This window comes from Enterobacter cloacae complex sp. 2024EL-00711 (genome assembly GCF_047529885.1).
GTDB classification, from domain to species: Bacteria; Pseudomonadota; Gammaproteobacteria; order Enterobacterales; family Enterobacteriaceae; genus Enterobacter; species Enterobacter ludwigii.
On the sequence record NZ_JBLIZC010000004.1, the window covers coordinates 297,671 to 319,423 of the forward strand.

At 55.0% G+C, this 21,753-nt stretch carries 18 protein-coding genes; 9 read left to right on the forward strand and 9 right to left on the reverse strand.

Translation table 11 applies throughout. The features are described from left to right. Positions 1-3,348: a mechanosensitive channel MscK gene (mscK, locus tag ACMVME_RS13800; protein WP_014168907.1), complete on the reverse strand. Its 3,348-nt coding sequence runs from the start codon at positions 3,346-3,348 to the stop codon at positions 1-3. A 113-nt stretch (positions 3,349-3,461) separates the two neighbouring features. After that, positions 3,462-4,115, reverse strand: a complete 654-nt coding sequence (gene acrR, locus ACMVME_RS13805; protein ID WP_014168906.1) for a multidrug efflux transporter transcriptional repressor AcrR — start codon at positions 4,113-4,115, stop codon at positions 3,462-3,464. Between the two features lie 141 nt (positions 4,116-4,256). On the opposite strand from acrR, the gene acrA reads away from it, so the two are divergent. The 6 genes from acrA to ACMVME_RS13835 all read left to right on the forward strand — a co-directional run bounded on the left by acrA (position 4,257) and on the right by ACMVME_RS13835 (position 11,097). Beyond that, positions 4,257-5,450 (forward strand): multidrug efflux RND transporter periplasmic adaptor subunit AcrA, encoded by a 1,194-nt coding sequence (gene acrA / locus ACMVME_RS13810; RefSeq protein ID WP_020885186.1) that lies wholly within the window; start codon positions 4,257-4,259, stop codon positions 5,448-5,450. Between the two features lie 22 nt (positions 5,451-5,472). Continuing rightward, positions 5,473-8,619 carry a multidrug efflux RND transporter permease subunit AcrB gene (gene acrB, locus ACMVME_RS13815; protein WP_014168904.1) on the forward strand — a complete coding sequence of 1,049 codons (3,147 nt, stop codon included), beginning with the start codon at positions 5,473-5,475 and terminating at the stop codon, positions 8,617-8,619. Positions 8,620-9,130: 511 nt separating this feature from the next. After that, a complete protein-coding gene (gene tomB / locus ACMVME_RS13820; protein ID WP_020885187.1) occupies positions 9,131-9,505 on the forward strand; it encodes an Hha toxicity modulator TomB in 375 nt (124 codons plus the stop codon). A gap of 27 nt (positions 9,506-9,532) precedes the next feature. Next, complete coding sequence (locus ACMVME_RS13825) at positions 9,533-9,751, forward strand: HHA domain-containing protein (RefSeq protein WP_014168902.1); 219 nt, start codon at positions 9,533-9,535, stop codon at positions 9,749-9,751. A gap of 209 nt (positions 9,752-9,960) precedes the next feature. Beyond that, positions 9,961-10,512: a maltose O-acetyltransferase gene (gene maa / locus ACMVME_RS13830; protein ID WP_020885188.1), complete on the forward strand. Its 552-nt coding sequence runs from the start codon at positions 9,961-9,963 to the stop codon at positions 10,510-10,512. A gap of 117 nt (positions 10,513-10,629) precedes the next feature. Further along, positions 10,630-11,097: a YlaC family protein gene (locus ACMVME_RS13835; protein ID WP_020885189.1), complete on the forward strand. Its 468-nt coding sequence runs from the start codon at positions 10,630-10,632 to the stop codon at positions 11,095-11,097. Here ACMVME_RS13835 and ACMVME_RS13840 read toward each other — a convergent pair. Next, a complete protein-coding gene (locus ACMVME_RS13840; protein WP_068795155.1) occupies positions 11,069-12,529 on the reverse strand; it encodes a PLP-dependent aminotransferase family protein in 1,461 nt (486 codons plus the stop codon). The genes ACMVME_RS13835 and ACMVME_RS13840 overlap by 29 nt on opposite strands. Before the next feature lie 100 nt (positions 12,530-12,629). On the opposite strand from ACMVME_RS13840, the gene ACMVME_RS13845 reads away from it, so the two are divergent. Continuing rightward, positions 12,630-13,340: a GNAT family N-acetyltransferase gene (locus ACMVME_RS13845; protein ID WP_014168897.1), complete on the forward strand. Its 711-nt coding sequence runs from the start codon at positions 12,630-12,632 to the stop codon at positions 13,338-13,340. Here ACMVME_RS13845 and ykgO read toward each other — a convergent pair. Both ykgO and ACMVME_RS13855 read right to left on the reverse strand, forming a co-directional pair. Next, positions 13,337-13,477 (reverse strand): type B 50S ribosomal protein L36, encoded by a 141-nt coding sequence (gene ykgO, locus ACMVME_RS13850; RefSeq protein ID WP_003859006.1) that lies wholly within the window; start codon positions 13,475-13,477, stop codon positions 13,337-13,339. The genes ACMVME_RS13845 and ykgO overlap by 4 nt on opposite strands. A 2-nt stretch (positions 13,478-13,479) precedes the next feature. Beyond that, a complete protein-coding gene (locus ACMVME_RS13855; protein WP_010428154.1) occupies positions 13,480-13,740 on the reverse strand; it encodes a type B 50S ribosomal protein L31 in 261 nt (86 codons plus the stop codon). A 208-nt stretch (positions 13,741-13,948) separates the two neighbouring features. On the opposite strand from ACMVME_RS13855, the gene ACMVME_RS13860 reads away from it, so the two are divergent. Further along, the gene (locus tag ACMVME_RS13860; RefSeq protein ID WP_032677530.1) at positions 13,949-15,514 is read left to right on the forward strand and encodes an EAL domain-containing protein; all 1,566 of its coding nucleotides are present in this window, start codon (positions 13,949-13,951) and stop codon (positions 15,512-15,514) included. Here the strand turns inward: ACMVME_RS13860 and ACMVME_RS13865 are convergent. Continuing rightward, positions 15,507-15,779 (reverse strand): metal/formaldehyde-sensitive transcriptional repressor, encoded by a 273-nt coding sequence (locus tag ACMVME_RS13865; RefSeq protein WP_020885193.1) that lies wholly within the window; start codon positions 15,777-15,779, stop codon positions 15,507-15,509. The genes ACMVME_RS13860 and ACMVME_RS13865 overlap by 8 nt on opposite strands. Positions 15,780-15,913: 134 nt before the next feature. Here ACMVME_RS13865 and ACMVME_RS13870 point away from each other — a divergent pair, with 134 nt between their 5' ends. Beyond that, positions 15,914-16,747, forward strand: a complete 834-nt coding sequence (locus ACMVME_RS13870) for a nickel/cobalt efflux protein RcnA (protein WP_068795156.1) — start codon at positions 15,914-15,916, stop codon at positions 16,745-16,747. A 33-nt stretch (positions 16,748-16,780) separates the two neighbouring features. Here the strand turns inward: ACMVME_RS13870 and ACMVME_RS13875 are convergent, their stop codons facing one another. From ACMVME_RS13875 to ACMVME_RS13885, 3 genes are all read right to left on the reverse strand, one after another. Further along, positions 16,781-19,873: a beta-galactosidase gene (locus ACMVME_RS13875; RefSeq protein ID WP_068795157.1), complete on the reverse strand. Its 3,093-nt coding sequence runs from the start codon at positions 19,871-19,873 to the stop codon at positions 16,781-16,783. 103 nt (positions 19,874-19,976) lie between these two features. Beyond that, on the reverse strand, positions 19,977-21,047 hold the full coding sequence (locus tag ACMVME_RS13880) for a LacI family DNA-binding transcriptional regulator (protein ID WP_068795158.1): 1,071 nt from the start codon (positions 21,045-21,047) through the stop codon (positions 19,977-19,979). 78 nt (positions 21,048-21,125) lie between these two features. Next, entirely contained in the window at positions 21,126-21,737 is a 612-nt protein-coding gene (locus ACMVME_RS13885; protein ID WP_032677524.1) for a YczE/YyaS/YitT family protein, read from the reverse strand. Positions 21,738-21,753 lie beyond the last annotated feature (16 nt).

A 21,753-nucleotide genomic window follows, 5' to 3' on the forward strand; every position in this document is an offset into this window, starting at 1 on the left:
TTACGCCGGGGTAGGATCGTCACCCTGAATCTCGCGCTTCACTTCCGTATGCTCATCACCTTTCTCGTTACGCAGGTGAACTTCAAGCTGGTTGAAGGCGATATTAATGTTGTTTTCACGGCACAGACGATCGATAGTGCGGTTCAGCTCATCCACGGTGTAGCTGCGATCGCGCAGTTCACGCACGTATAACCGCAGCTCGTGATCCAGCGTGCTCGGCCCAAAGGTGGTGAAGAACACATCTGGGGCGGGCTCGTGCATCACCTTAGGATGCGATTTCGCGGCTTTTAACAACACCTCTTTCACTTTATCCAGATCGGAGCCGTAGGCCACACCCAGTCGAATGACGACGCGCGTTGTGGTGTCGGAGAGCGACCAGTTGATCAGTCGCTCGGTGACGAACGCTTTGTTCGGGATGATCACCTCTTTGCGATCGAAGTCGGTGATGGTGGTGGCACGAATACGGATCTTGCTGACCGTTCCCGAGAAGGTGCCGATGGTGACGGTATCACCGATACGCACCGGACGTTCGAACAGGATGATCAGACCGGAAACAAAGTTACCGAAGATCTCCTGCAAGCCAAAACCGAGACCGACAGAGAGCGCAGCCGCCAGCCACTGCAATTTATCCCACGAGACGCCAAGCGATCCAAAGACCGTCATCGCCCCGACAATAATAATGACGTAGTTGAGGATGGTGGTGATGGCATACGACGCCCCCTGACGCAGGTTCAGACGCGACAGCACCAGCACCTCAAGCAGGCCTGGCAGGTTTCGAATCAACGCCCAGGCCACCACTGACGATACCAGGGCAAAGAGCAGGCTGCCCATGGTCACGCTTTTCATTACCGCGGCGCCCGCTTCGGTGCCGTTGTATTGCCAGAGGGTGATACTGTCGAGGTAGGCGAAGACGGTGATTAAATCAGACCAGATCGCCCAGAACATCACCGCAAACAGCGCGATCATCACCAGCATGGTGATACGCAGTGTCTGCTGATTAACCTGCTCCAGCGCGATGGTTGGCTCTTCCTGTGGCTCCGCGCCTTCAGCCCCCTCTTTCACCTGATGCTGACGACGCGCGATGGCACGACGATAAGCGATGCGGCGAGCCGCCACGCTCAGGCCGCGCAGTACGGTCTGATAGAGCAGGTTCCAGACGATCACCAGATAGACGGTTTCAATCCAGCGTCCGGACAGGCGCAACGTGGTATAGAAGTACCCCGTCGCCGTGAGCACCATCAGTGCCAGCGGAATAATCGCCAGTACCGTCACGGTGGCCAGACGAATGTTGTGAGACTCTTTATCCCGCCAGCTGTCGCGGCACATCGGCCACATCAGGATGGCAATGAGCAGCAGGTTCAGCAAAATAACCAGCTGGCCCATGACATCGTCCATCAGGTGCAGCGGAGACAGCTCAGCGACAACGGACCAGAAGTGCAGCGGCAACAGCGCCAGGCTGACGCGTACAATCTGACGACGCCAGTGGCTGGTCAGTTGCGCAGGCATGTTGAAATGACGCACCGCAACGCCGTCTTTTTCCAGCACTTTCCAGCACACGCCAAACACCAGCCAGAACAGGGCCAGTTTTTTACTGAACGCCCACAGCAGGTCGCTGATGTTGAGCTGCATCGTCAGCAGGATAAGCCCCACCGCCAGAATAATCAGGCAGACCGGCAGCGCGCGGATCAGATCGATCAGAATCGCTTTTGGCGTGTGCAGCTGGCTGTCGTTACGCAGTTGCCCCACTTCAGACGCCAGCTTATCCTGGTATTTCTTCAGCCAGCCCAGACGCCAGCGGATCAGGCCGGCAATCAGCAGCAGCGGGAGCCCCGCCAGGAAGGCAATCATCACCGCAGGCCAGGCTTTCTCCCAGTTTACGGTGATTTTCATGCTCTTAATCTGCGCCTTCAGCGTTTCAGGGAAGGATTTAATCCAGTCCCAGTCCATCGGCTTGTTGCTGTTAACCCAGAAAATCTGCTGGGTCAGGATCTCCTGCAGACTTTTCGACACGCTCACCAGCTGTTGCTGGTTGATCTGCAGGTTAATCGCCATCATCAGCTGGTTGCCGAGCTGTTTGTTGAGCTGGTCGAGCAGCTCGCGGCGCATATCCACAACCTGCAGCAGGGCGTCGTGAACTTCCGGGTTCACTTCACTGGAATGGCCCTCTTCCAATTTGGCGACAAACGTATCGCTCTGGAAAAGGGCGTCGCGCTGCTGGTTCACATCGAATTGTTCCAGACGCAAATCCGCAATGCGGTTGGTCATGTCCTCGAGCTCATCGGCGGACGGCAGCGTCTGCTGTTGCTGGTAGAGAATACGCGACAGCAGCAGGCTGCCTTTCAGAACCGCAATCTGCTCTTTAATGTTGCGTTCAGCCTGCAGCGCGCGGTCCAGCCAGTTTTTCACTCTGATATTTTGCTGAACCAGCGAGTTACCGCTTTCTGTTGCCAGTATCAGGCGCTGGCTCAGCTGATGGTTAGCCTCGAGCTCCTGTTTCACCAGCGGGTTCGCCTGAATGCGGGCAGTTTCGTCCGGTGAGACGGCTTCCTGAGCCGTTTTCTCCGTCAGCGTAAGGCGCTTACTGTTAACCGCCTCCTGCAACAGCTGAAGCTGATGTTCCAGACGATTAATGTTCGCCGTTACGTAGTCGCGCTGCTTCTGGAGCGTATCCTGCAGCACCGTATTCCCTTCCAGGCTTTTACGCTGCTGTTCGATTTGTGCATTCAGTAAGGCCTGCTGCACCAGCAGCAGCGTTTGCTGCGTTGGGCGCAGGGTGCCTTCGCCAACCGACGTACCGTTCAGACGGTTGCGGATCTGCTGCAGCTGCTGAGAGGCTGCGTACATCGCATTTTGCACGCGCTCGGGCTGGGTTTGCAGGGAGACAAGCTGGCTGTTGTACGTACCGAGATCGGACTGCGCCGTTTGCAGATCGTCGAGCAGCTGTGCGACGCGCGATTCCAGCTGACGCAACGACAGGGTCGCGAGCGTTTTACGGGTTTCGTCGTCATTATCCACATCGCTCAGGGCATTCAACGATTCCGTGGCCTTACGCATGTTTTCAGGCGCCTGCGCCACTTTCTGCCGAAGCTGTGTGGTTTCCGCTTTAACACGCTCAATTTTATCAAGCGTTTCCAGCGTCTCCGTCAGATCCTGCTGAACGAGCTTATCCAGAGCAGAGAGATCTTTTTGTTTATTCAGGGTGTCGAGTTGCGACTGAACATCACTGCGTGAAGGGATGTCATTGTTGTTATCGGCGCGGGCCCAGGAAAGCGGTGCCGTTGCGAAGAAAAACAGCGTCGCCAATAAAAATACAAGAACAGGATGTTGCGAGCGATTGGTGTGCAGCATAGTTGTGAATGATGTCAGAAGATGACCGAAAATAGTCCGGCGTGCAGGATATCACGCTCGCCTGAAGCAGAATAGCGCGAACGTGAGCCTCTAAGAGAAATCCTGGAATCGCGTCAGGCTGTTAGCGAGCCTGACTTGCCATGCAGCGTCGGGGAGAGCTGGCACATCTCCAGGAAAATAGCGACATAGCTGCGGGCTTCGTTCTTCAGGTCAAAGGAGTCCGGGGCGAAAAGCCAGTTTTCCATCAGGCCGGAAATATAACTGCGCATCAGGACTGCCGCCCGTCGGGTCATTAACGTCGCCGGCAGCTGGTTCGCCTGCATGCACTGGGTGAGGACCTGTTCAATGCGATCGTAGCTTTCCAGACACAGGCTGCGCTGCGCCTGCTGGACGACCGCCATCTCTCCAACCAACTCGCATTTATGGTAGATGATTTCCATCATTAACCTGCGACGTTCTTCAACTACCGTTGCTTCAAGGATATATACTAATATTTCTCTTAATACTGAGAGTGGATCCTCGGGGAATTTTGCCCGATACTCAGTCTCAAGATCGCTAATGCTGGACTCTGAGAGTTGCCAGATTTCACTGAACAGATCTGTCTTGTCTTTAAAATGCCAGTAAATCGCTCCCCGCGTGACGCCCGCGGCCTGAGCAATCTGCGCCAGCGAGGTTGACGAAACACCCTGCTGAGAAAACAAACGCATAGCCACATCCAGAATGTGTTGTCGGGTTTCAAGCGCTTGTTGTTTGGTTTTTCGTGCCATACGTTAGTGAATTTACAGGAGTCAGATTTACATACATTTGTGAATGTATGTACCATAGCATGACGATAATATAAACGCAGCAATGGGTTTTTGGACTCAGGACCATTGATCAATTTGAAATCGGACACTCGAGGTTTACATATGAACAAAAACAGAGGGTTAACGCCTCTGGCGGTCGTTCTGATGCTCTCAGGCAGCTTAGCGCTAACAGGATGTGACGACAAACAGGCTCAACAAGGAGCTCAGCAGGTGCCAGAAGTTGGCGTGGTGACGCTCAAGTCCGAACCTCTCCAGATAACGACAGAATTACCGGGCCGTACCAGCGCATACCGCATCGCAGAAGTGCGTCCTCAGGTGAGTGGTATCATCCTGAAACGTAACTTCACCGAGGGTGGTGAAGTGAAAGCTGGCGAGTCTCTGTATCAGATTGATCCGGCAACCTACCAGGCCTCCTATGAGAGCGCGAAAGGCGATCTGGCGAAAGCAGAAGCTGCAGCCAAAATCTCCCAACTGACGCTGAACCGTTACAAAAAACTGCTCGGTACCAAGTACATCAGTCAACAGGATTATGACACTGCCCTGTCTGATGCACAGCAGACCAACGCCGCCGTGATTGCCGCGAAAGCTGCAGTGGAAACAGCGCGTATCAACCTCGCCTATACCAAAGTGACCTCCCCAATCAGCGGTCGCATCGGTAAATCTTCCGTCACGGAAGGGGCGCTGGTGCAGAACGGTCAGACCAACGCGTTGGCCACCGTGCAGCAGCTTGATCCGATTTACGTTGACGTGACCCAGTCCAGCAACGATTTCCTGCGCCTGAAACAAGAGCTGGCAAATGGCACGCTGAAGCAGGAAAACGGTAAAGCCAAAGTGGAGCTCGTGACCAATGACGGTATCAAGTTCCCGCAGGCAGGCACACTGGAATTCTCCGATGTGACGGTCGACCAAACCACCGGTTCCATCACCTTACGTGCGATTTTCCCGAACCCGGATAAGACACTCTTACCTGGTATGTTCGTTCGCGCGCGTCTGGAAGAAGGCACCAACCCAACCGCACTTCTGGTGCCTCAGCAGGGTGTCACCCGTACGCCTCGTGGCGACGCGAGTGCACTGGTTGTCGGGGCTGATGACAAAGTCGAAACGCGCAACATCACTGCCACGCAGGCGATTGGCGATAAATGGCTGGTGACGGAAGGTCTGAAAGATGGCGATCGCGTGATTATTACTGGTTTGCAAAAAGTTCGTCCTGGCGCGCAGGTCAAAGCACAGGAAGTGAAATCTGACGATAAACAACAAGCTTCGGCCGCTGGCCAGTCAGAACAAACCAAGTCTTAACTTAAACAGGAGCCGTTAAGACATGCCTAATTTCTTTATCGATCGCCCCATATTTGCATGGGTGATCGCCATAATCATCATGCTGGCTGGGGGACTTGCGATCCTGAAGCTGCCTGTCGCGCAATATCCAACGATTGCGCCACCGGCGGTAACAATTTCCGCAACCTACCCCGGGGCTGATGCAAAAACGGTGCAGGACACCGTGACACAGGTTATCGAACAGAACATGAACGGTATCGATAACCTGATGTACATGTCCTCAAACAGTGACTCAACCGGTACGGTACAGATCACCCTGACCTTCCAGTCAGGTACTGATGCTGACATCGCGCAGGTTCAGGTCCAGAACAAACTGCAGCTCGCCATGCCGTTGCTGCCACAAGAAGTACAACAGCAGGGTGTGAGCGTCGAGAAATCGTCCAGTAGCTTCCTGATGGTTGTTGGCGTGATCAACACCAACGGCACCATGACGCAGGAAGATATTTCCGACTACGTGGGCGCCAACATGAAGGACGCCATCAGCCGTACGTCTGGTGTGGGTGACGTTCAGCTGTTCGGTTCTCAGTACGCGATGCGTATCTGGATGGATCCGAACAAACTGAACAACTTCCAGCTGACGCCGGTGGACGTGATCAACGCCATCAAAGCGCAGAACGCCCAGGTTGCCGCCGGTCAGTTAGGCGGTACCCCGCCGGTGAAAGGCCAGCAGCTTAACGCCTCGATCATCGCACAGACCCGTCTGACCTCCGCCGATGAGTTCAGCAAAATTCTGCTGAAGGTGAATCAGGACGGTTCGCAGGTTCGTCTGCGCGACGTGGCGAAAGTGGAACTGGGTGGCGAAAACTACGACATCATTGCGAAGTTTAACGGCAAGCCAGCTTCCGGTCTCGGGATCAAACTGGCGACAGGTGCTAACGCCCTGGACACCGCGACGGCTATCCGTGCGGAACTGAAGAAGATGGAACCGTTCTTCCCGTCAGGCCTGAAGATCGTTTATCCGTATGACACCACGCCGTTCGTCAAAATCTCGATTCACGAAGTGGTTAAAACCCTGGCAGAAGCGATCATCCTGGTATTCCTGGTCATGTATCTGTTCCTGCAAAACTTCCGCGCGACGCTGATCCCAACCATCGCCGTACCGGTCGTATTGCTCGGCACCTTCGCCATACTGGCCATCTTTGGCTACTCGATAAACACCCTGACAATGTTCGGGATGGTGCTCGCCATCGGCTTGCTTGTGGATGACGCCATCGTGGTGGTAGAAAACGTCGAGCGTGTTATGGCGGAAGAAGGTCTACCGCCGAAGGAAGCAACCCGTAAATCCATGGGCCAGATCCAGGGCGCGCTGGTCGGTATCGCGATGGTACTGTCTGCGGTATTTATCCCGATGGCCTTCTTCGGCGGCTCAACCGGTGCAATTTATCGTCAGTTCTCCATCACCATTGTCTCGGCGATGGCGCTGTCGGTACTGGTTGCATTGATCCTGACGCCTGCACTGTGTGCCACCATGCTGAAACCTGTTCAGAAAGGCGGTCACGGCGAGCATAAAGGGTTCTTCGGCTGGTTTAACCGCATGTTTGATAAGAGCACGCATCACTACACCGATAGCGTGGGTAACATCCTGCGCAGCACCGGTCGTTACCTGCTGCTCTATATCATCATCGTGGTGGGTATGGCCTATCTGTTCGTTCGTCTGCCAAGCTCGTTCCTGCCAGATGAAGACCAGGGCGTGTTCCTGACGATGGCACAGCTGCCGGCGGGTGCCTCGCAAGAACGTACCCAGAAGGTGCTGGATGAAGTGACGGATTACTACCTCACCAAAGAGAAAGCCAACGTTGAATCCGTGTTTGCGGTTAACGGCTTTGGCTTTGCGGGTCGTGGTCAGAACACCGGTATTGCCTTCGTTTCTCTGAAAGACTGGTCAGAACGTCCGGGCGAAGAGAACAAAGTTGAGGCGATTACTGGCCGTGCAATGGGCACGTTCTCACAGATTAAAGATGCGATGGTCTTCGCCTTTAACCTGCCAGCGATTGTTGAACTGGGGACAGCGACAGGTTTCGACTTCCAGCTGATTGACCAGGGCGGTCTGGGTCATGAAAAACTGACGCAGGCACGTAACCAGTTGTTCGGTGAAGTGGCGAAACACCCTGACCTTCTGGTCGGCGTGCGTCCTAACGGTCTGGAAGATACGCCTCAGTACAAAATCGACATCGATCAGGAGAAAGCACAGGCACTGGGCGTTTCCATCAGTGACATCAATACCACGCTGGGCGCGGCCTGGGGCGGTAGCTACGTCAACGACTTCATCGACCGTGGTCGTGTGAAGAAAGTGTACGTGATGTCAGAAGCGCAATACCGTATGTTACCGAACGATATCAACAACTGGTACGTTCGCGGCAACAACGGTCAGATGGTGCCGTTCTCATCCTTCTCTACGTCGCATTGGGAATACGGTTCGCCGCGTCTGGAACGTTATAACGGGCTGCCATCCATGGAGATCCTGGGTCAGGCCGCACCAGGCCGAAGCACCGGTGAAGCCATGAACCTGATGGAAGAGCTGGCAGGTAAATTGCCTGCGGGTATCGGCTATGACTGGACCGGTATGTCCTACCAGGAACGTCTGTCCGGAAACCAGGCCCCTGCCCTGTACGCCATTTCACTGATTGTGGTCTTCCTGTGTCTGGCGGCACTGTATGAGAGCTGGTCGATTCCGTTCTCCGTTATGCTGGTGGTGCCACTGGGGGTTATCGGTGCGCTGCTTGCGGCAACGTTCCGTGGATTAACCAACGACGTGTACTTCCAGGTGGGCCTGCTGACAACCATTGGCTTGTCGGCGAAGAACGCGATACTTATCGTTGAATTCGCCAAAGATCTGATGGAGAAAGAAGGTAAAGGCCTGATTGAGGCGACCCTTGACGCGGTGCGTATGCGTCTGCGCCCAATCCTGATGACATCGCTGGCATTTATCCTCGGGGTAATGCCGCTGGTTATCAGTACCGGTGCGGGTTCCGGTGCACAGAACGCCGTCGGTACAGGCGTTATGGGGGGTATGGTTACCGCAACCGTACTTGCTATCTTCTTCGTTCCGGTATTCTTCGTGGTGGTTCGCCGCCGCTTTAGCCGCAAGAATGAAGATATTGAGCACAGTCATTCGGTAGAACCGCACTGATACCGGTTTCACATGATAAAAAGGCCGCATTAGCGGCCTTTTTCTTTTTCAGAAAAAAATCATAAAATAGGCTTATTGTGCTTCTATTTATTTCCTGCCGCCTAAAATGACATATCATAATTAAGTGATAACGTAATCGGTGAATTCAGGATTTTTTTAATTTCATTTCCCTGCTTAAGTGATTAGGAATATTCCTAACCATATCTTCAGACAAAGAGAACTCCGGATTTGGACATCTTAGGATTGTTTACGCTAAGCCAATGAAACGTAAGGGAGCGAAAAAAGTTCCGCGTTAATCTGGATAAAAATGTTTAGTTCTGAAGGCACATTTGCGTAAAGGCTCGCAGTCAGTGCTTTTATTTGTAATTTTTCGTAATAGCGCGGTGAAATCTTGATCAGAGTGGATTATAGTTAGAGTTATCAGGAACACAGCACCCGTGCGGCTAAGTATGTTGTATCCATCCCGACATGATGTTCGGTGAGTAAGAAATCACTCAGAAGGGGATGCGCTATGGACGAGTACTCGCCAAAAAGGCATGATATCGCGCAGTTGAAATTTCTCTGCGAATCCTTGTACCATGACTGCCTTGCCAATCTTGATGAAAGTAACCATGGCTGGGTAAACGACCCAACGTCTGCCATCAATTTACAGTTAAACGAGTTGATCGAGCATATTGCAACCTTCGCACTTAATTATAAAATTAAGTACAATGAAGATAATAAGCTGATTGAGCAAATTGATGAATACCTGGATGACACCTTTATGTTGTTCAGCAGCTACGGCATTAATGCGCAAGATTTGCAGAAATGGCGTAAATCGGGCAACCGACTATTTCGTTGCTTCATCAACGTGAGCAGAGCTAACCCCGTTAGTCTTTCCTGTTAAAATTATTACAATTAGTAAGGTAAATTTATGTCTGAAAAACCACTCACAAAAATCGATTATTTGATGCGTTTGCGACGCTGTCAGTCAATAGACACGCTTGAACGTGTAATTGAAAAGAATAAATACGAGCTTTCTGATAATGAACTGGCGGTATTTTATTCAGCGGCTGACCACCGTCTTGCTGAACTGACCATGAATAAGCTGTATGACAAAATCCCAACGTCCGTGTGGAGATTTGTCCGTTAATCTTTGAAGTGTGTCTGTAGAGGTTCTACGCCACTTTCTCAGCTGTATTCAACTTTCTGGCTATACCCTCCTGCCCCAGTGCAGGTCTCCGTGTAAAACGTGCTCATCCGCAATATTATTGTGATTATAGTCACAGTGATTTTCCGGGAACGTTCCCCTGTTATCCTGTTCCGATTACCCTACGGTAAAGACGACCAGTGAGGTTCCCAATGAGCATAGAAAAGCAGAAGATGATTGCAGGTGAACATTACCGCCCTGGTGATGAAACATTACGGGCCGACCGATTACGCGCCCGACACCTGGTTCACCGTTATAACCACACTGCACCTGATGAGAAACTCGAACGCCAGAACATTCTGGCGGAACTCCTCGGGCAAAGCGAAGGGGCCTATATTGAGCCGAGCTTCCGCTGTGACTATGGATATAACATTTATCTGGGCAAAGAATTTTACGCCAATTTCGATTGCGTGATGCTGGATGTCTGCCCGATACATATTGGCGACAACTGCATGCTCGCGCCAGGGGTGCATATTTACACGGCAACCCATCCGCTGGACGCCGACGCGCGTAATAGCGGCGTGGAGTTTGGCAAGCCGGTGACCATCGGCAACAACGTCTGGATTGGCGGACGTGCGGTTATTAACCCGGGCGTTACGTTGGGTGATAATGTGGTGGTGGCCTCTGGCGCTATCGTAACGAAAGACGTCCCGGCGAATGTCGTCGTCGGCGGCAATCCGGCAACAATCATTAAACGGCTGTAAAGTGACGGGGAGTCAACTGTTATGGTCTTTTAGCGCCTGACTGTTACTTTTTTCAGCCAAATGGCTCCCCTAAAATTGGCAGACATCCTGTATTGTCAATTCTCATAAAGGCAAAAAATGACCGAGATACAGCGCCTGCTTACTGCCACCATCGACGATCTTAATCACCGCGAAAAGCGCGACAATCGCCCGCGCTTTAGCATCAGCTTTATTCGCAAACACCCTGGACTGTTTGTCGCAATGTATGCCGCCTGGCTGGCGACACTGATTGTGATGCTGAAGTCCGAAACTCTGGTGGACTCCGTCTGGCTGCTTGTCATTCTGTTTGTGGTGTTTAACGCCTTTTTCTTTTTTGACGTTAATCCCCGCTACCGCTACGAAGATATCGACGTCCTTGATTTCCGGGTTTGCTATAACGGTGAATGGTACAACACGCGTTACGTGCCGCCGGAGCTGATCGAAAGCATCATGCACTCCCCCGCGGTTGAAACGGTGCAAAAAGAGAAGCTGCAGAAGATGGTATCCACCAAAGGTCAGCTCTCTTTTTATGATGTCTTTACCCTTTCCCGTCCTGCTGCTGTGTGATTAAAGCCTGTATGCGTCGGATACCCGACACAAACTGAGAAGCAGAGGTATTGCCGTAACCTAACACCAGACCGGTTTGCCCCTGCTTCGGCTCCAGGTAATACCCGCTCAGTGCAGCGGGTGCCAGCTGAAACGCCCTCGCCTGCTCGACCACTTTTTGGTCGTCGATGCCGTCTATTGCCAGCGTCAGATGCATCCCCCCTTCACCTGCCAGAATGCGATGCGGAGTATGAAGCTCAGCACTCAGCACCTCACGCAGCTGTCGGTAGCGCTTACGGTAGAGCCGGCGCATGGCGGCAAGGTGGCGGGCATAATGTCCTTCCTCAATAAACAGCGCCAGGGTTCGCTGTTCGGCGCGATGCCCGCCACGCAGCAGCGCGCCAATGGCCGGACGGGCCGCTTTTGCCAGCGACGGGGGTAACACCATGAACCCCATTCTCAGCGACGGAAAGAGGGTTTTGCTGAAGGTACCGAGATAGACAACCGGCGCATTGTTGACCATTCCCAGCATTGCGGGCACGGGCTCACCGGAATAACGAAACTCACTGTCGTAATCATCTTCAATAATCCAGGCGTTATGCTGCCGGGCCAGATCCAGCAGCGCCAGGCGTCGCCGCGCACTGAGCACGCTTCCGTACGGAAACTGGTGCGAAGGTGAGGTGAAAATAAGCGCAGGGGACGGCGTATCCAGCCCTTCCCAGAACATGCCTTCGTCATCAACCGGCATCCCCGTCATGACTAAGCCCGCTTTGGCAAAGGCGCTTTTAGCCCCACCATAGCCAGGATCTTCCACCCACGCGACGCTGCCGGGTTCGCTCAGCAGCATCGTGCAAAGGTTTACCCCCTCAAGCGCACCTTCGGTCATTACTATCTGACTGGCATCGCAGTCAATGCCGCGCGAAAGGGCAAGGTGGCGAGCAATGGCCGCCCGCAGCGACGGCTCTCCGGCAGGATCGCCATACCCTAACAGCGCGCTGCCCTCTTCGCGCAGAACCCGGTCGTACAAGCGCCGCCACAGCGGCAGGGGAAAGTAGTTGATGGCCGGTGTTCCCGGCGTAAATGCCGGAACCGGGGTATCACGCGGCACCGGCGCAGGCAGCGAGGCGACCCGGCTGCCGAGCGCGACGGCAGAGTCCGGCAATGCCTGAACGAGCGTACGCTGCGCCAGCTGCGCCACCCGCGTCCCCTGGCGGTTACGCAGCAGATACCCTTCGAGCGTCAGCTGTTCCAGCGCCGCATTGACGGTATTCCGTGAAAGCGAGAGCTGCTGAGCCAGCATTCGCGAACCGGGAAGCCGGCTCCCGGCGTGTAGCCGGCCGCACAGTATCGCCTCACGCAATGCATGATACAGCGCGCGCTGTAGCGTCTCTTCCCCCCGCGCTTTCAACGCGGCATTCAGCAAAGTATAAAATTCATCGCCCGGTATGTTCATCTCGCCTCCCGTGGTACCACCAAAACATAGCTGAGTGGCACTTTTTAAGGAACCAGTAATTCACTAGTCTGGCGTTCTTATCAACGTCACGGACAGTAAAATGAAAACATTCAATGAGTTTGGACAGCCAGTAGGCGAAGCACTTATCGACTGGCAACCCCGCCAGCACCCTTCACGTGTGGTGCTTCAGGGCCACTATTGTCGCCTTGAGCCGCTGCGGGTGGAGCACGCTGAGGCGTTGTTCAGCGCGTATTCTCTGGCCGAAGATACCCGCAGCTGGACGTGGCTGTTGCGTGAGCCGGATGCCAGCGCAGAGGCGTTTGCAGGGTGGGTAGAGAGCGTGCGTGACTTATCCGATCCGATTCACTTTAGCGTTATCGACAACCAGACCCAGTCTCCGGTCGGCACGCTGGCTCTGATGCGGATCGATCCAACCAACGGCGTTGTGGAGGTGGGACATGTTCATTTCTCCCCGCTGCTCAGCCGCACGCCGATGTCGACGGAAGCGCAATATCTGCTGATGCGATACGTGTTCGACACCCTTGGGTATCGTCGATACGAGTGGAAGTGCAACAGCCTGAATGCGCCTTCGCGCAAGGCGGCACTGCGTCTTGGCTTTCAGTTTGAGGGGCGTTTTCGTCAGGCACTGGTCACGAAAGGTCATAACCGGGATACCGACTGGTTTTCGATTCTCGACAAAGAGTGGCCGGCGCTGGCGAGTGCCTTTGAAGGCTGGCTTGCCACCGACAATTTTACTGCCGATGGCAACCAAAAAAGATCCCTGGAAAGCTGGCGCGAAGCACGCGTCTAGCGTCTTTTCTTACGTCCCTGAACCGCCTTAAAGCGCGGATTGGATTTGCAAATCACGTATAAGCGTCCCTTGCGTTTGACTATCTGGCAATCCGGGTGACGCTGTTTTGCACTGCGCAATGAGTTAAGTACCTGCATGGTTATCCCCGCTTCGCATTAAGAAAGCCGCCGAAACGCTTACGGAAGCGCGCCGCACTGCCATCCGTCGAGAACGTTTTCTGCTTGCCGGTGTAGAACGGGTGCGATTTTGAAGAGACCTCGATGGTGATATACGGATACGTTTCACCGTCGAGTTCAATTTCGCGGTCGGTCTTAATGGTTGAGCCGACTTTAAAGTATTCATTAGCACTGGTGTCGTGGAACACCACGGTGCGATAGGCTGGGTGGATATCTGGTTTCATCGTAAACTCTTTATGTTTTGTTATAACATAACAAAATGATATCTAACCCCTGCTGAAAAAACAACCCCTCTGCCCCGACGATATTTTCTGTTGTGCCGTAAATCATGACCTGCGCGTGCTATAACTTTATCATTTAGCGGTAAAATCTTTCTCCTCTGGCAGGTTTTTCAGCGCCCAGGAGCGGGCATAAGAGGAAGGAGACAGCACCATGAAAACCCGACATCTGGTCAGTCTGGTGACCGGCGTACTTATCATTGCGGTACTGGTTCCGATTAGCCTGAGCATCTGGCTGGCACATCGCCAGGCGGAAGATAAGTTTGTCGATGCGCTGGATAGCTATGCCTCACGCGTGCTGATACGTACCGCCAGGGTAGTGGATGATGCAAAGGAAGCGCTCAATAGCCTGCAGACCTTTAAAGGGATCCCCTGTAGCGTTATGCATTTAAGGGAGATGCGGCGGGTCGCTTTTTCATGGCGTTATGTTCAGGAAGTTATTTATATCAACAATCTTGAACCCCTTTGCTCGTCCCTGGAACAAACCAGTCAGTCGGCCCCTTTCCCGCCGCCCATGCGAATCACGGAAGATGGTTATGGCACATGGCTCACCACGCAAAACGATCTCGGTTTTAGCCGCTACATGGCGGTCCTGGGTCGGGGCCACTATCTGGTGCTGGTGGATCCTGCCTCGCTTGTCGATGTGATCCCTTTCGGTGAGATCGCCACAGATGCCGCCCTGGTGGGCAGCAAATCACATCTCATTTTTGCCAGCAGCAGCAAGCTCGATCCGCATATCCGCAATCTGGTTAAGGATCAGGGCGTCACCCGCATTCAGTACAACGGCTCGATATACATTATGAAGCCTGTTCCTGAACTGGGGTTTACGGTGGTCGCCTGGGCGGCGTTAAAACCGCTGGCTGAAACCTGGCACAAGCAACTTCTCATCTGGCTGCCGTTCGGCATACTGATAAGTCTGCTTGCCGCACTCTTTGTTTTACGACTGCTGCGTCGCATCCAGTCGCCACGCAACCGCCTGCTTGACGCCATCAATAACCGGGAATTTGTGGTTCATTACCAGCCCATTATTGAACTCTCTAGCGGGAAGATTGTGGGCGCAGAGGCGCTAACCCGCTGGCCCCAGCCTGACGGGAGCAGCCTTTCACCGGATATTTTTGTGCCGCTTGCTGAGCAAACGGGGCTCATCTCGCAGCTGACGCATTTGGTCATTGAAAAGGTGTTTGAGGATATGGGCTACTGGCTGCACCTTCACGCCGGTCAGCATATTTCCATTAACCTCGCGCCGGCCGATTTGACCTCGGGAAAACTCCCGCCACTGTTGAGCCACTTAATGAATAAGTGGAAAGTCCATCCGCAACAGATCGCCCTTGAGTTAACCGAGCGCGGCTTTGCCGATCCTAAAATCAGCGCTCCGGCCATAGCCGCCTTTCGTCATTCAGGCCACGCAATCTATATTGATGATTTCGGTACGGGCTATTCCAGCCTGAGCTACCTGCAGGATTTGGATGTCGACACGCTAAAAATTGATAAAGCGTTTGTGGATGCACTGGAATATAAAAACGTGACGCCACACATTATTGAAATGGCAAAATCGCTGAAGCTGGCGATGGTTGCGGAAGGCGTGGAGACCGAAGGGCAACTCGCCTGGCTACGTCGTCACGGCGTGCAGTATGGGCAGGGTTGGTACTACAGCAAGGCGTTACCGAAAGCGGACTTTATTCTTTGGGCGGAAGATAACCTCAAAACACATCCTACTTAAGATAGGATTTGATCACCTGTAACACGACGCCAAGATCGGCTTCGCGCTGAGCTTCTTCAGGCTCTTTCACCACATGATCGGTGAGATGACCTTCGATCACCTGCATCATCATGCCGTTTACCGCGCCGCGGATCGCCGCCAGCTGTTGTAACACGTCGGCGCATTCGTGGTCGCTATTGAGCATTTTTTCCAGGGCAGCGCTTTGCCCCTGAATTTTCTTCAGGCGAGTCAATAACATCTTCTTGTCGCGAACCGTATGTGACATCTCTGTCTCCCTCATCGTATGGCTTTTAAAGCATATCATGCTCTACTCCCCCTGAGTATTTTTCTACTGGGGGGTAGTATTAGACTACTGGGGGGGAGTAGTATCTGAACACGCTTTCCACTCCGGAATTTTCCATGAACGATTTTGCTTCACTCCTGCAGCAGGGCAATGCCTGGCTGTTTGTACCCAGCGCTATCCTCCTCGGCGCGCTGCATGGCCTGGAGCCGGGCCACTCCAAAACGATGATGGCCGCGTTTATTGTGGCTATTCGCGGTACGCTGAAACAGGCGGTGTTGCTTGGTCTGGCGGCAACGCTTTCCCATACGGCGGTGGTCTGGATCATTGCCATGGCAGGATTATGGTTTGGCCGGGGCTGGGATGCGCATACGTCTGAGCCCTGGTTCCAGCTGGTCTCGGGGATACTGATCGTGCTGATCGCCCTGTGGATGGCCTGGCGAACCTGGAAGGAGAGTCAGCCACACGATCACCACCATCATCACGATCACCATGACCATCATCATGATCATCACGACCATGACCACCATCATGATCATCACGACCATGGGCATCCACTGGTTGAAGAAGAGTGGCAGGACGCCCACCAGCGCGCGCATGCACAGGATATTAACCGCCGCTTCAACGGCCAGAACGTTACCACCGGACAAATTGCACTGTTTGGCCTGACCGGAGGGCTTATCCCCTGCCCGGCCTCAATCACGGTCCTGCTCATCTGCCTGCAGCTGAAGCATTTTGCCCTCGGCGCAACGCTGGTATTCAGCTTCAGTATTGGTCTGGCGTTAACGCTGGTCGCTTCCGGTGCAATTGCCGCCCTGAGCCTTAAGCATGCGACAAAACGCTGGCCGGGTTTCAGCGAGTTTTCACGAAAAGCACCGTGGATCTCCGCCGCCCTGATTACTGTGGTCGGGATTTACATGAGCCTGCACGGCCTGAGCGGTATCCTGGCGTAAGCAAGGCGGCCACTGCTGTGGCCGCCTCTTTGCTCAGTCAGGGTTCTGCTGCCAGTTGAAGGTATAGCGAAGCTGGCGTTTCTGCAGAATAAATTCCGGCGAGACGCTGGGGCTCCACGAGTCATCACCGCCCACGCCCATATGGAACGCGTCCAGGTTAAGCCAACACCCCGGCTCCTCGCGCAACAGATGATGGTGAGTTGTCTCATGCAACTGCTGCTGGCTATAGCGGCTGACGGAGAAATGGAACAGGCCATTCAGCCGATGCGCGCCCAGCAGCAGTTCACGGGTATCACAGCGCAAACCATTTTCTGTCGGAAAGATGTAAGGCGTGTGCATGGCTTCCAGCGGTAATGTCCAGCGCCCCTGCTGAGCCGCCAGCGTTCTGTCCGGGTAATTTTCATGTGGCCCAAGCCCCAGCCATTGAACCGTTTCCGGCGTTGCGGCAAGGTGAACACTCAGGCCTACGCGTGCCGGTTCCGGGATATCAGACGCAATATCGACCTGAATATCGCCATGCAAAACGCCCCTATCGTCCACCCGCCAGACTTTACGGCTCAGGAAGAGCGCCTTACCGCGATACTCCCAGACATGCAGGGTTTTCACCACCGCCTCGGCTGCATGCTGCTCTCCTTCACAGTGCAGTAATCGCGGGGTGAGCTCGTACATGCCTGCCGCTTTCCAGCGCTCCACCCACGCATTCGGATCGATTCGCGTGGCCTCGCTCACGCCAATATCATTGTCCAGCGGTGCGCGGCTAACGTTATCCGTCAGCGGTGAGAGCAGCGTTTCAACGCCATTGCGCCACCATTGCGTCAGGTGTCCTGATGCGCGGTTGAACTGCCAGCGTTGCTGCTGATGCACCAGCTCAAACACGTCGCCAGTTTGCGTTAACACCGGCGGTACACCTTCTGGCGCTGGCGGGGCGATATACAGGGGCGTCGGAACCGGCCACTGCTCCCACGCGCAGCGATGGTTTGCCGGTGACCACGGCGTCGCCCGCGGCTGGTGCACTTCAACGTTCAGCCAGACGTCACCCGCTTCAGGCGCCAGCGCTGGCAGGTTGATGTCCAGACGCTGTGTGCCCTGGGGAGCAATGGAGAGCGTCACGTCCCCCCTGGCAAGCACGCTGCCGTCACGGACAAGGGTCCAGCGCAGCACCTCGTTATCGGTATGACGGAACAGGTAATCGCTGTGGACTTCAAGCACCAGCGGAGACGTACTTACCCGCGTAAAGGTGAAAAACTGCTGAGCGCGCTGGGCTTCATACAGTGCCGGATGCGGTGTGCGATCGGGAAAAACCAGCCCGTTAAGGCAGAACTGGCGGTCATTGGGCGTGTCGCCAAAGTCTCCCCCGTAGGCCCAGAACGGTGTGCCATTGTCGTCTTTTCTGGTCAGCGCCTGGTCAACCCAGTCCCAGACAAATCCCCCCTGCAGGCGAGGATGGCGGCGAAACGCCTGCCAGTATTTGGCAAAACCACCGAAGCTGTTCCCCATCGCGTGGGCGTATTCACAGAGAATAAGCGGACGCGTTTCATCCGGCATGCCGATCCATTTTTTAACAGACCATTTCGGTACCGCCGGGAAGGGCTGATCCTGATCGACCCGGGCATACATCGGGCACACGATATCGGTCGCTGCCGTATTCGCCCCACCGCCTTCGTACTGCACCGGACGCGTCGGATCGGTGGTTTTCAGCCAGCGATACAGTGCGTCATGGTTCGCGCCATGGCCGGACTCATTCCCCAGCGACCAGATGATAATCGAAGGATGATTGCGGTCGCGCTGCACCATGCGGGTGACGCGTTCGCTCATGGCAGGGAGCCAGCGCGGATCGTCAGCAAGGCGACTCATCGGCACCATGCCGTGGGTTTCAATATTGGCTTCGTCGACGACATACAAACCATAGCGGTCGCAAAGCGTGTACCACAGCGGATGGTTCGGATAGTGCGAGCAGCGCACGGCGTTGAAGTTGTGCTGCTTCATGAGTTCGATATCGCGGCGCATCGTCGCTTCATCCATCACCTGGCCGTTTTCCGGGTGATGCTCATGCCGGTTAACGCCACGGATCAGCAGGGGTTTACCGTTGAGCTTCAGCAGGCCATTGCTGATCTCTATGCGGCGGAACCCCACATCGCAGGCCTCCGTTTCCAGCACCTCACCCTGCGCGTTCAGAAGGGTCATCGTCAGGCGATAAAGTTCCGGCGTTTCCGCACTCCACAAGGCGGGCGCCTCAACGGGGAGCGCCACCGTTAGCCGCTCGGCCCAGCCGCCGCGCTCATCGACAACGGCAGTGCCCGGCCGCCCGGTGGCACTGGCGCATTTTTCGCCGTTGCGCCACAGGGTAAACGCCACCTCACACTCCGCAAACTGTGCGCCTGCGAGCGCGAGATCCACCTTCAGCACCGCGCGATCCCGCTCCGCATTCAGGTCAGTCACAACCTGATAATCGGCAATGTGCGTCTCTGGCTTATGCAGTAGCGACACATCGCGGAAAATCCCGCTCATGCGCCACATGTCCTGATCTTCCAGATAGCTCCCGTCGCACCAGCGCAACACCATGACCGCAATGCGGTTCTCGCCAGGACGCAGCACCGCTGAGAGATCGAATTCGGCGGGCAGTCGGCTGTCCTGTGAATAACCGATCCACCGGCCGTTACACCACAGATGAAACGCCGAGTTCACGCCATCGAAGATAATGCGGGTTTGGCCGCTCTGCAGCCAGGCATCATCCATCTCAAATGTGAGCGAGTAACAACCTGTTGGGTTTTCTTGCGGCACAAACGGTGGGTTTACGGGGATCGGATAGGTCACGTTGGTGTAGATGGGCGTGTCGAACCCCTGCATCTGCCAGTTAGAGGGCACGGGCATCAGCACGGCATCGGCGCAATCTTCACCGACCCATACCGAAGGAACCTGCTCTGGTGCAGGAAAGAAGCTAAAACGCCACTCCCCGTTAAGAAGGCATCGGCTGACGGTTCCCCCGTCTTCTCTGGCGGAGTGTTCGTCACGCCAGCTGTGCAAGGGAGCATGTGCTGCCAGGCGGTTCCACTGGGTGACTCCGGGATTTTCCCAGTCCCGACGAGCCAGAAGTGCGCTGAGGGTCAGCGATGGAGTGTTGGACATATTAACCTCTCTGCGAAGCGCTCACAATTTTAGCTAACATGCCCTGGCTACCGGGTGCGGTAAAGCATCGGATCGCGGGGTAGCGAGTCAGATCACAAAAGTCTTACCGGCGGGCAAGTTGCTCAGCCGCTAACGCCAGGCTCCTGAGCTGCTGTGCAAGATCCTCGCGTTCGATCTGCTGCGGATCGTGGCGAGCGGTAGAATGGCGGGTCACCAGCGTCACCGGAAGCTGAACCTGCCAGCATGCGTCACCCTCGACTGGCGCCAGCAGCCACTCCACGCTTCGCTCGCCGGCCTCGCGAAAAGCCTGGCGAATGGTGGTCAGTGGGGGAGAAAACCAGGCGCTGTCTGCCGTATCGTCGAACCCGACAACCGACATCTGGCCCGGGATCACGGTCCCTTTTTCCGCACAGGCACGCATCACCCCCAGCGCCATTTGGTCGTTCGCGACCACTATCGCATCCGGGAGTTGCGCGGCAGATAACAGCAAATGTCCTTTCTCATAGCCGCTTGCCGCACTCCAGTCGCCGTGCGCCACCGCGACAGCCTCAAGCCCGGCCTGTGCCAGCGTGGCGTTCCAGCCTGCAAGACGTGCCCGGGCGGAGACAGAGCTCTCCGGTCCACTCAGCAGCGCTATACGCTCATGCCCCAGCGAAAGCAGATGCTCAATCCCGAGACGAGCACCCTGCTCTGCATTAAACACAAGACTGTTTACCTGAGCCGAGGGCGAGACATCCAGAAACAGCACCGGAATGGGCGATGCGAGGGCTTTTAGCGCTTCAGCATGAGGATCCTCCAGCGGCACATTCACCAGCAGAGCTTCCACACGCTGCGCCAGCAACGCCTGAAGGGCAGACTGGCACTGCTGTTGATGTTCCACCATTGAGATAAGCACGCTCGCCCCCTGCTCAACCGCCCGGGATTTTACCGCCGAAACAATTTGCGAAGGGGCGTGCAGCGCCAGATCGGTAGTAATAAGGCCAAGCGTACGGGTACGTTTACCCGCCAGCTGTTGTGCTCTGAGATTGGGGACGTAGTGCAGTTCTGCCATCGCCTGCTGCACTTTTTCCCGCGTGCGGGCAGAGACATGCTCCGCGTCGTTAATCACACGGGAAACGGTCTGATAAGAAACCCCCGCAAGGAGGGCAACATCATAAAGAGTGATTGCTTTCATGCATTCTGGCATCGCGTCATTCGAAGGCCACTATTCTGACACAGCGACGCCATGAAAACATGTGAGCGCTTCGCAGAATTAAACAACCCGCTCCGGCTGGGGAGTCTTCTCAACGCGAGGCTTATAACGGAACAGAGGCAAGCAGATCTGGATAAGCGGGCCAATGGTCAGAGCATACGCGACGGTGCCTATCCCAAACGTTCCGCCCAGCATGCACCCAATCAGCAGCACGGACACTTCAATCGAGGTACGCACGCTGCGGATGGACCATCCCATACGGGCATGGATCCCGGTCATGAGACCGTCGCGCGGGCCCGCCCCGAAACCGGCACCGATATACATACCGGTGGCTATCGCGTTCACGACAATTCCGGCCACCAGCAGCGCGATACGCAGGGGCAGCGAGGTCACCTCGGGGATCAGGGCCATGGAGGCATCTGCCGCCAGGCCAATAATAATCACGTTACTGAGGGTTCCCAGACCAGGCATCTGACGCAGCGGGATCCACAGCAGGAGTACCGCCGCACCGGTTAAAATAATCACCATCCCAATGCTCAACCCCAGCTGGATCGCCACGCCCAGGTGGAAGACGTCCCACGGATCGAGCCCCAGATCCGAACGAATAAACATCGTGGTTGAAAGCCCATACAGCCCTAAACCGACATACAGTTGTAGCAGACGACGTACCATTTTTTATCTTCTCCAG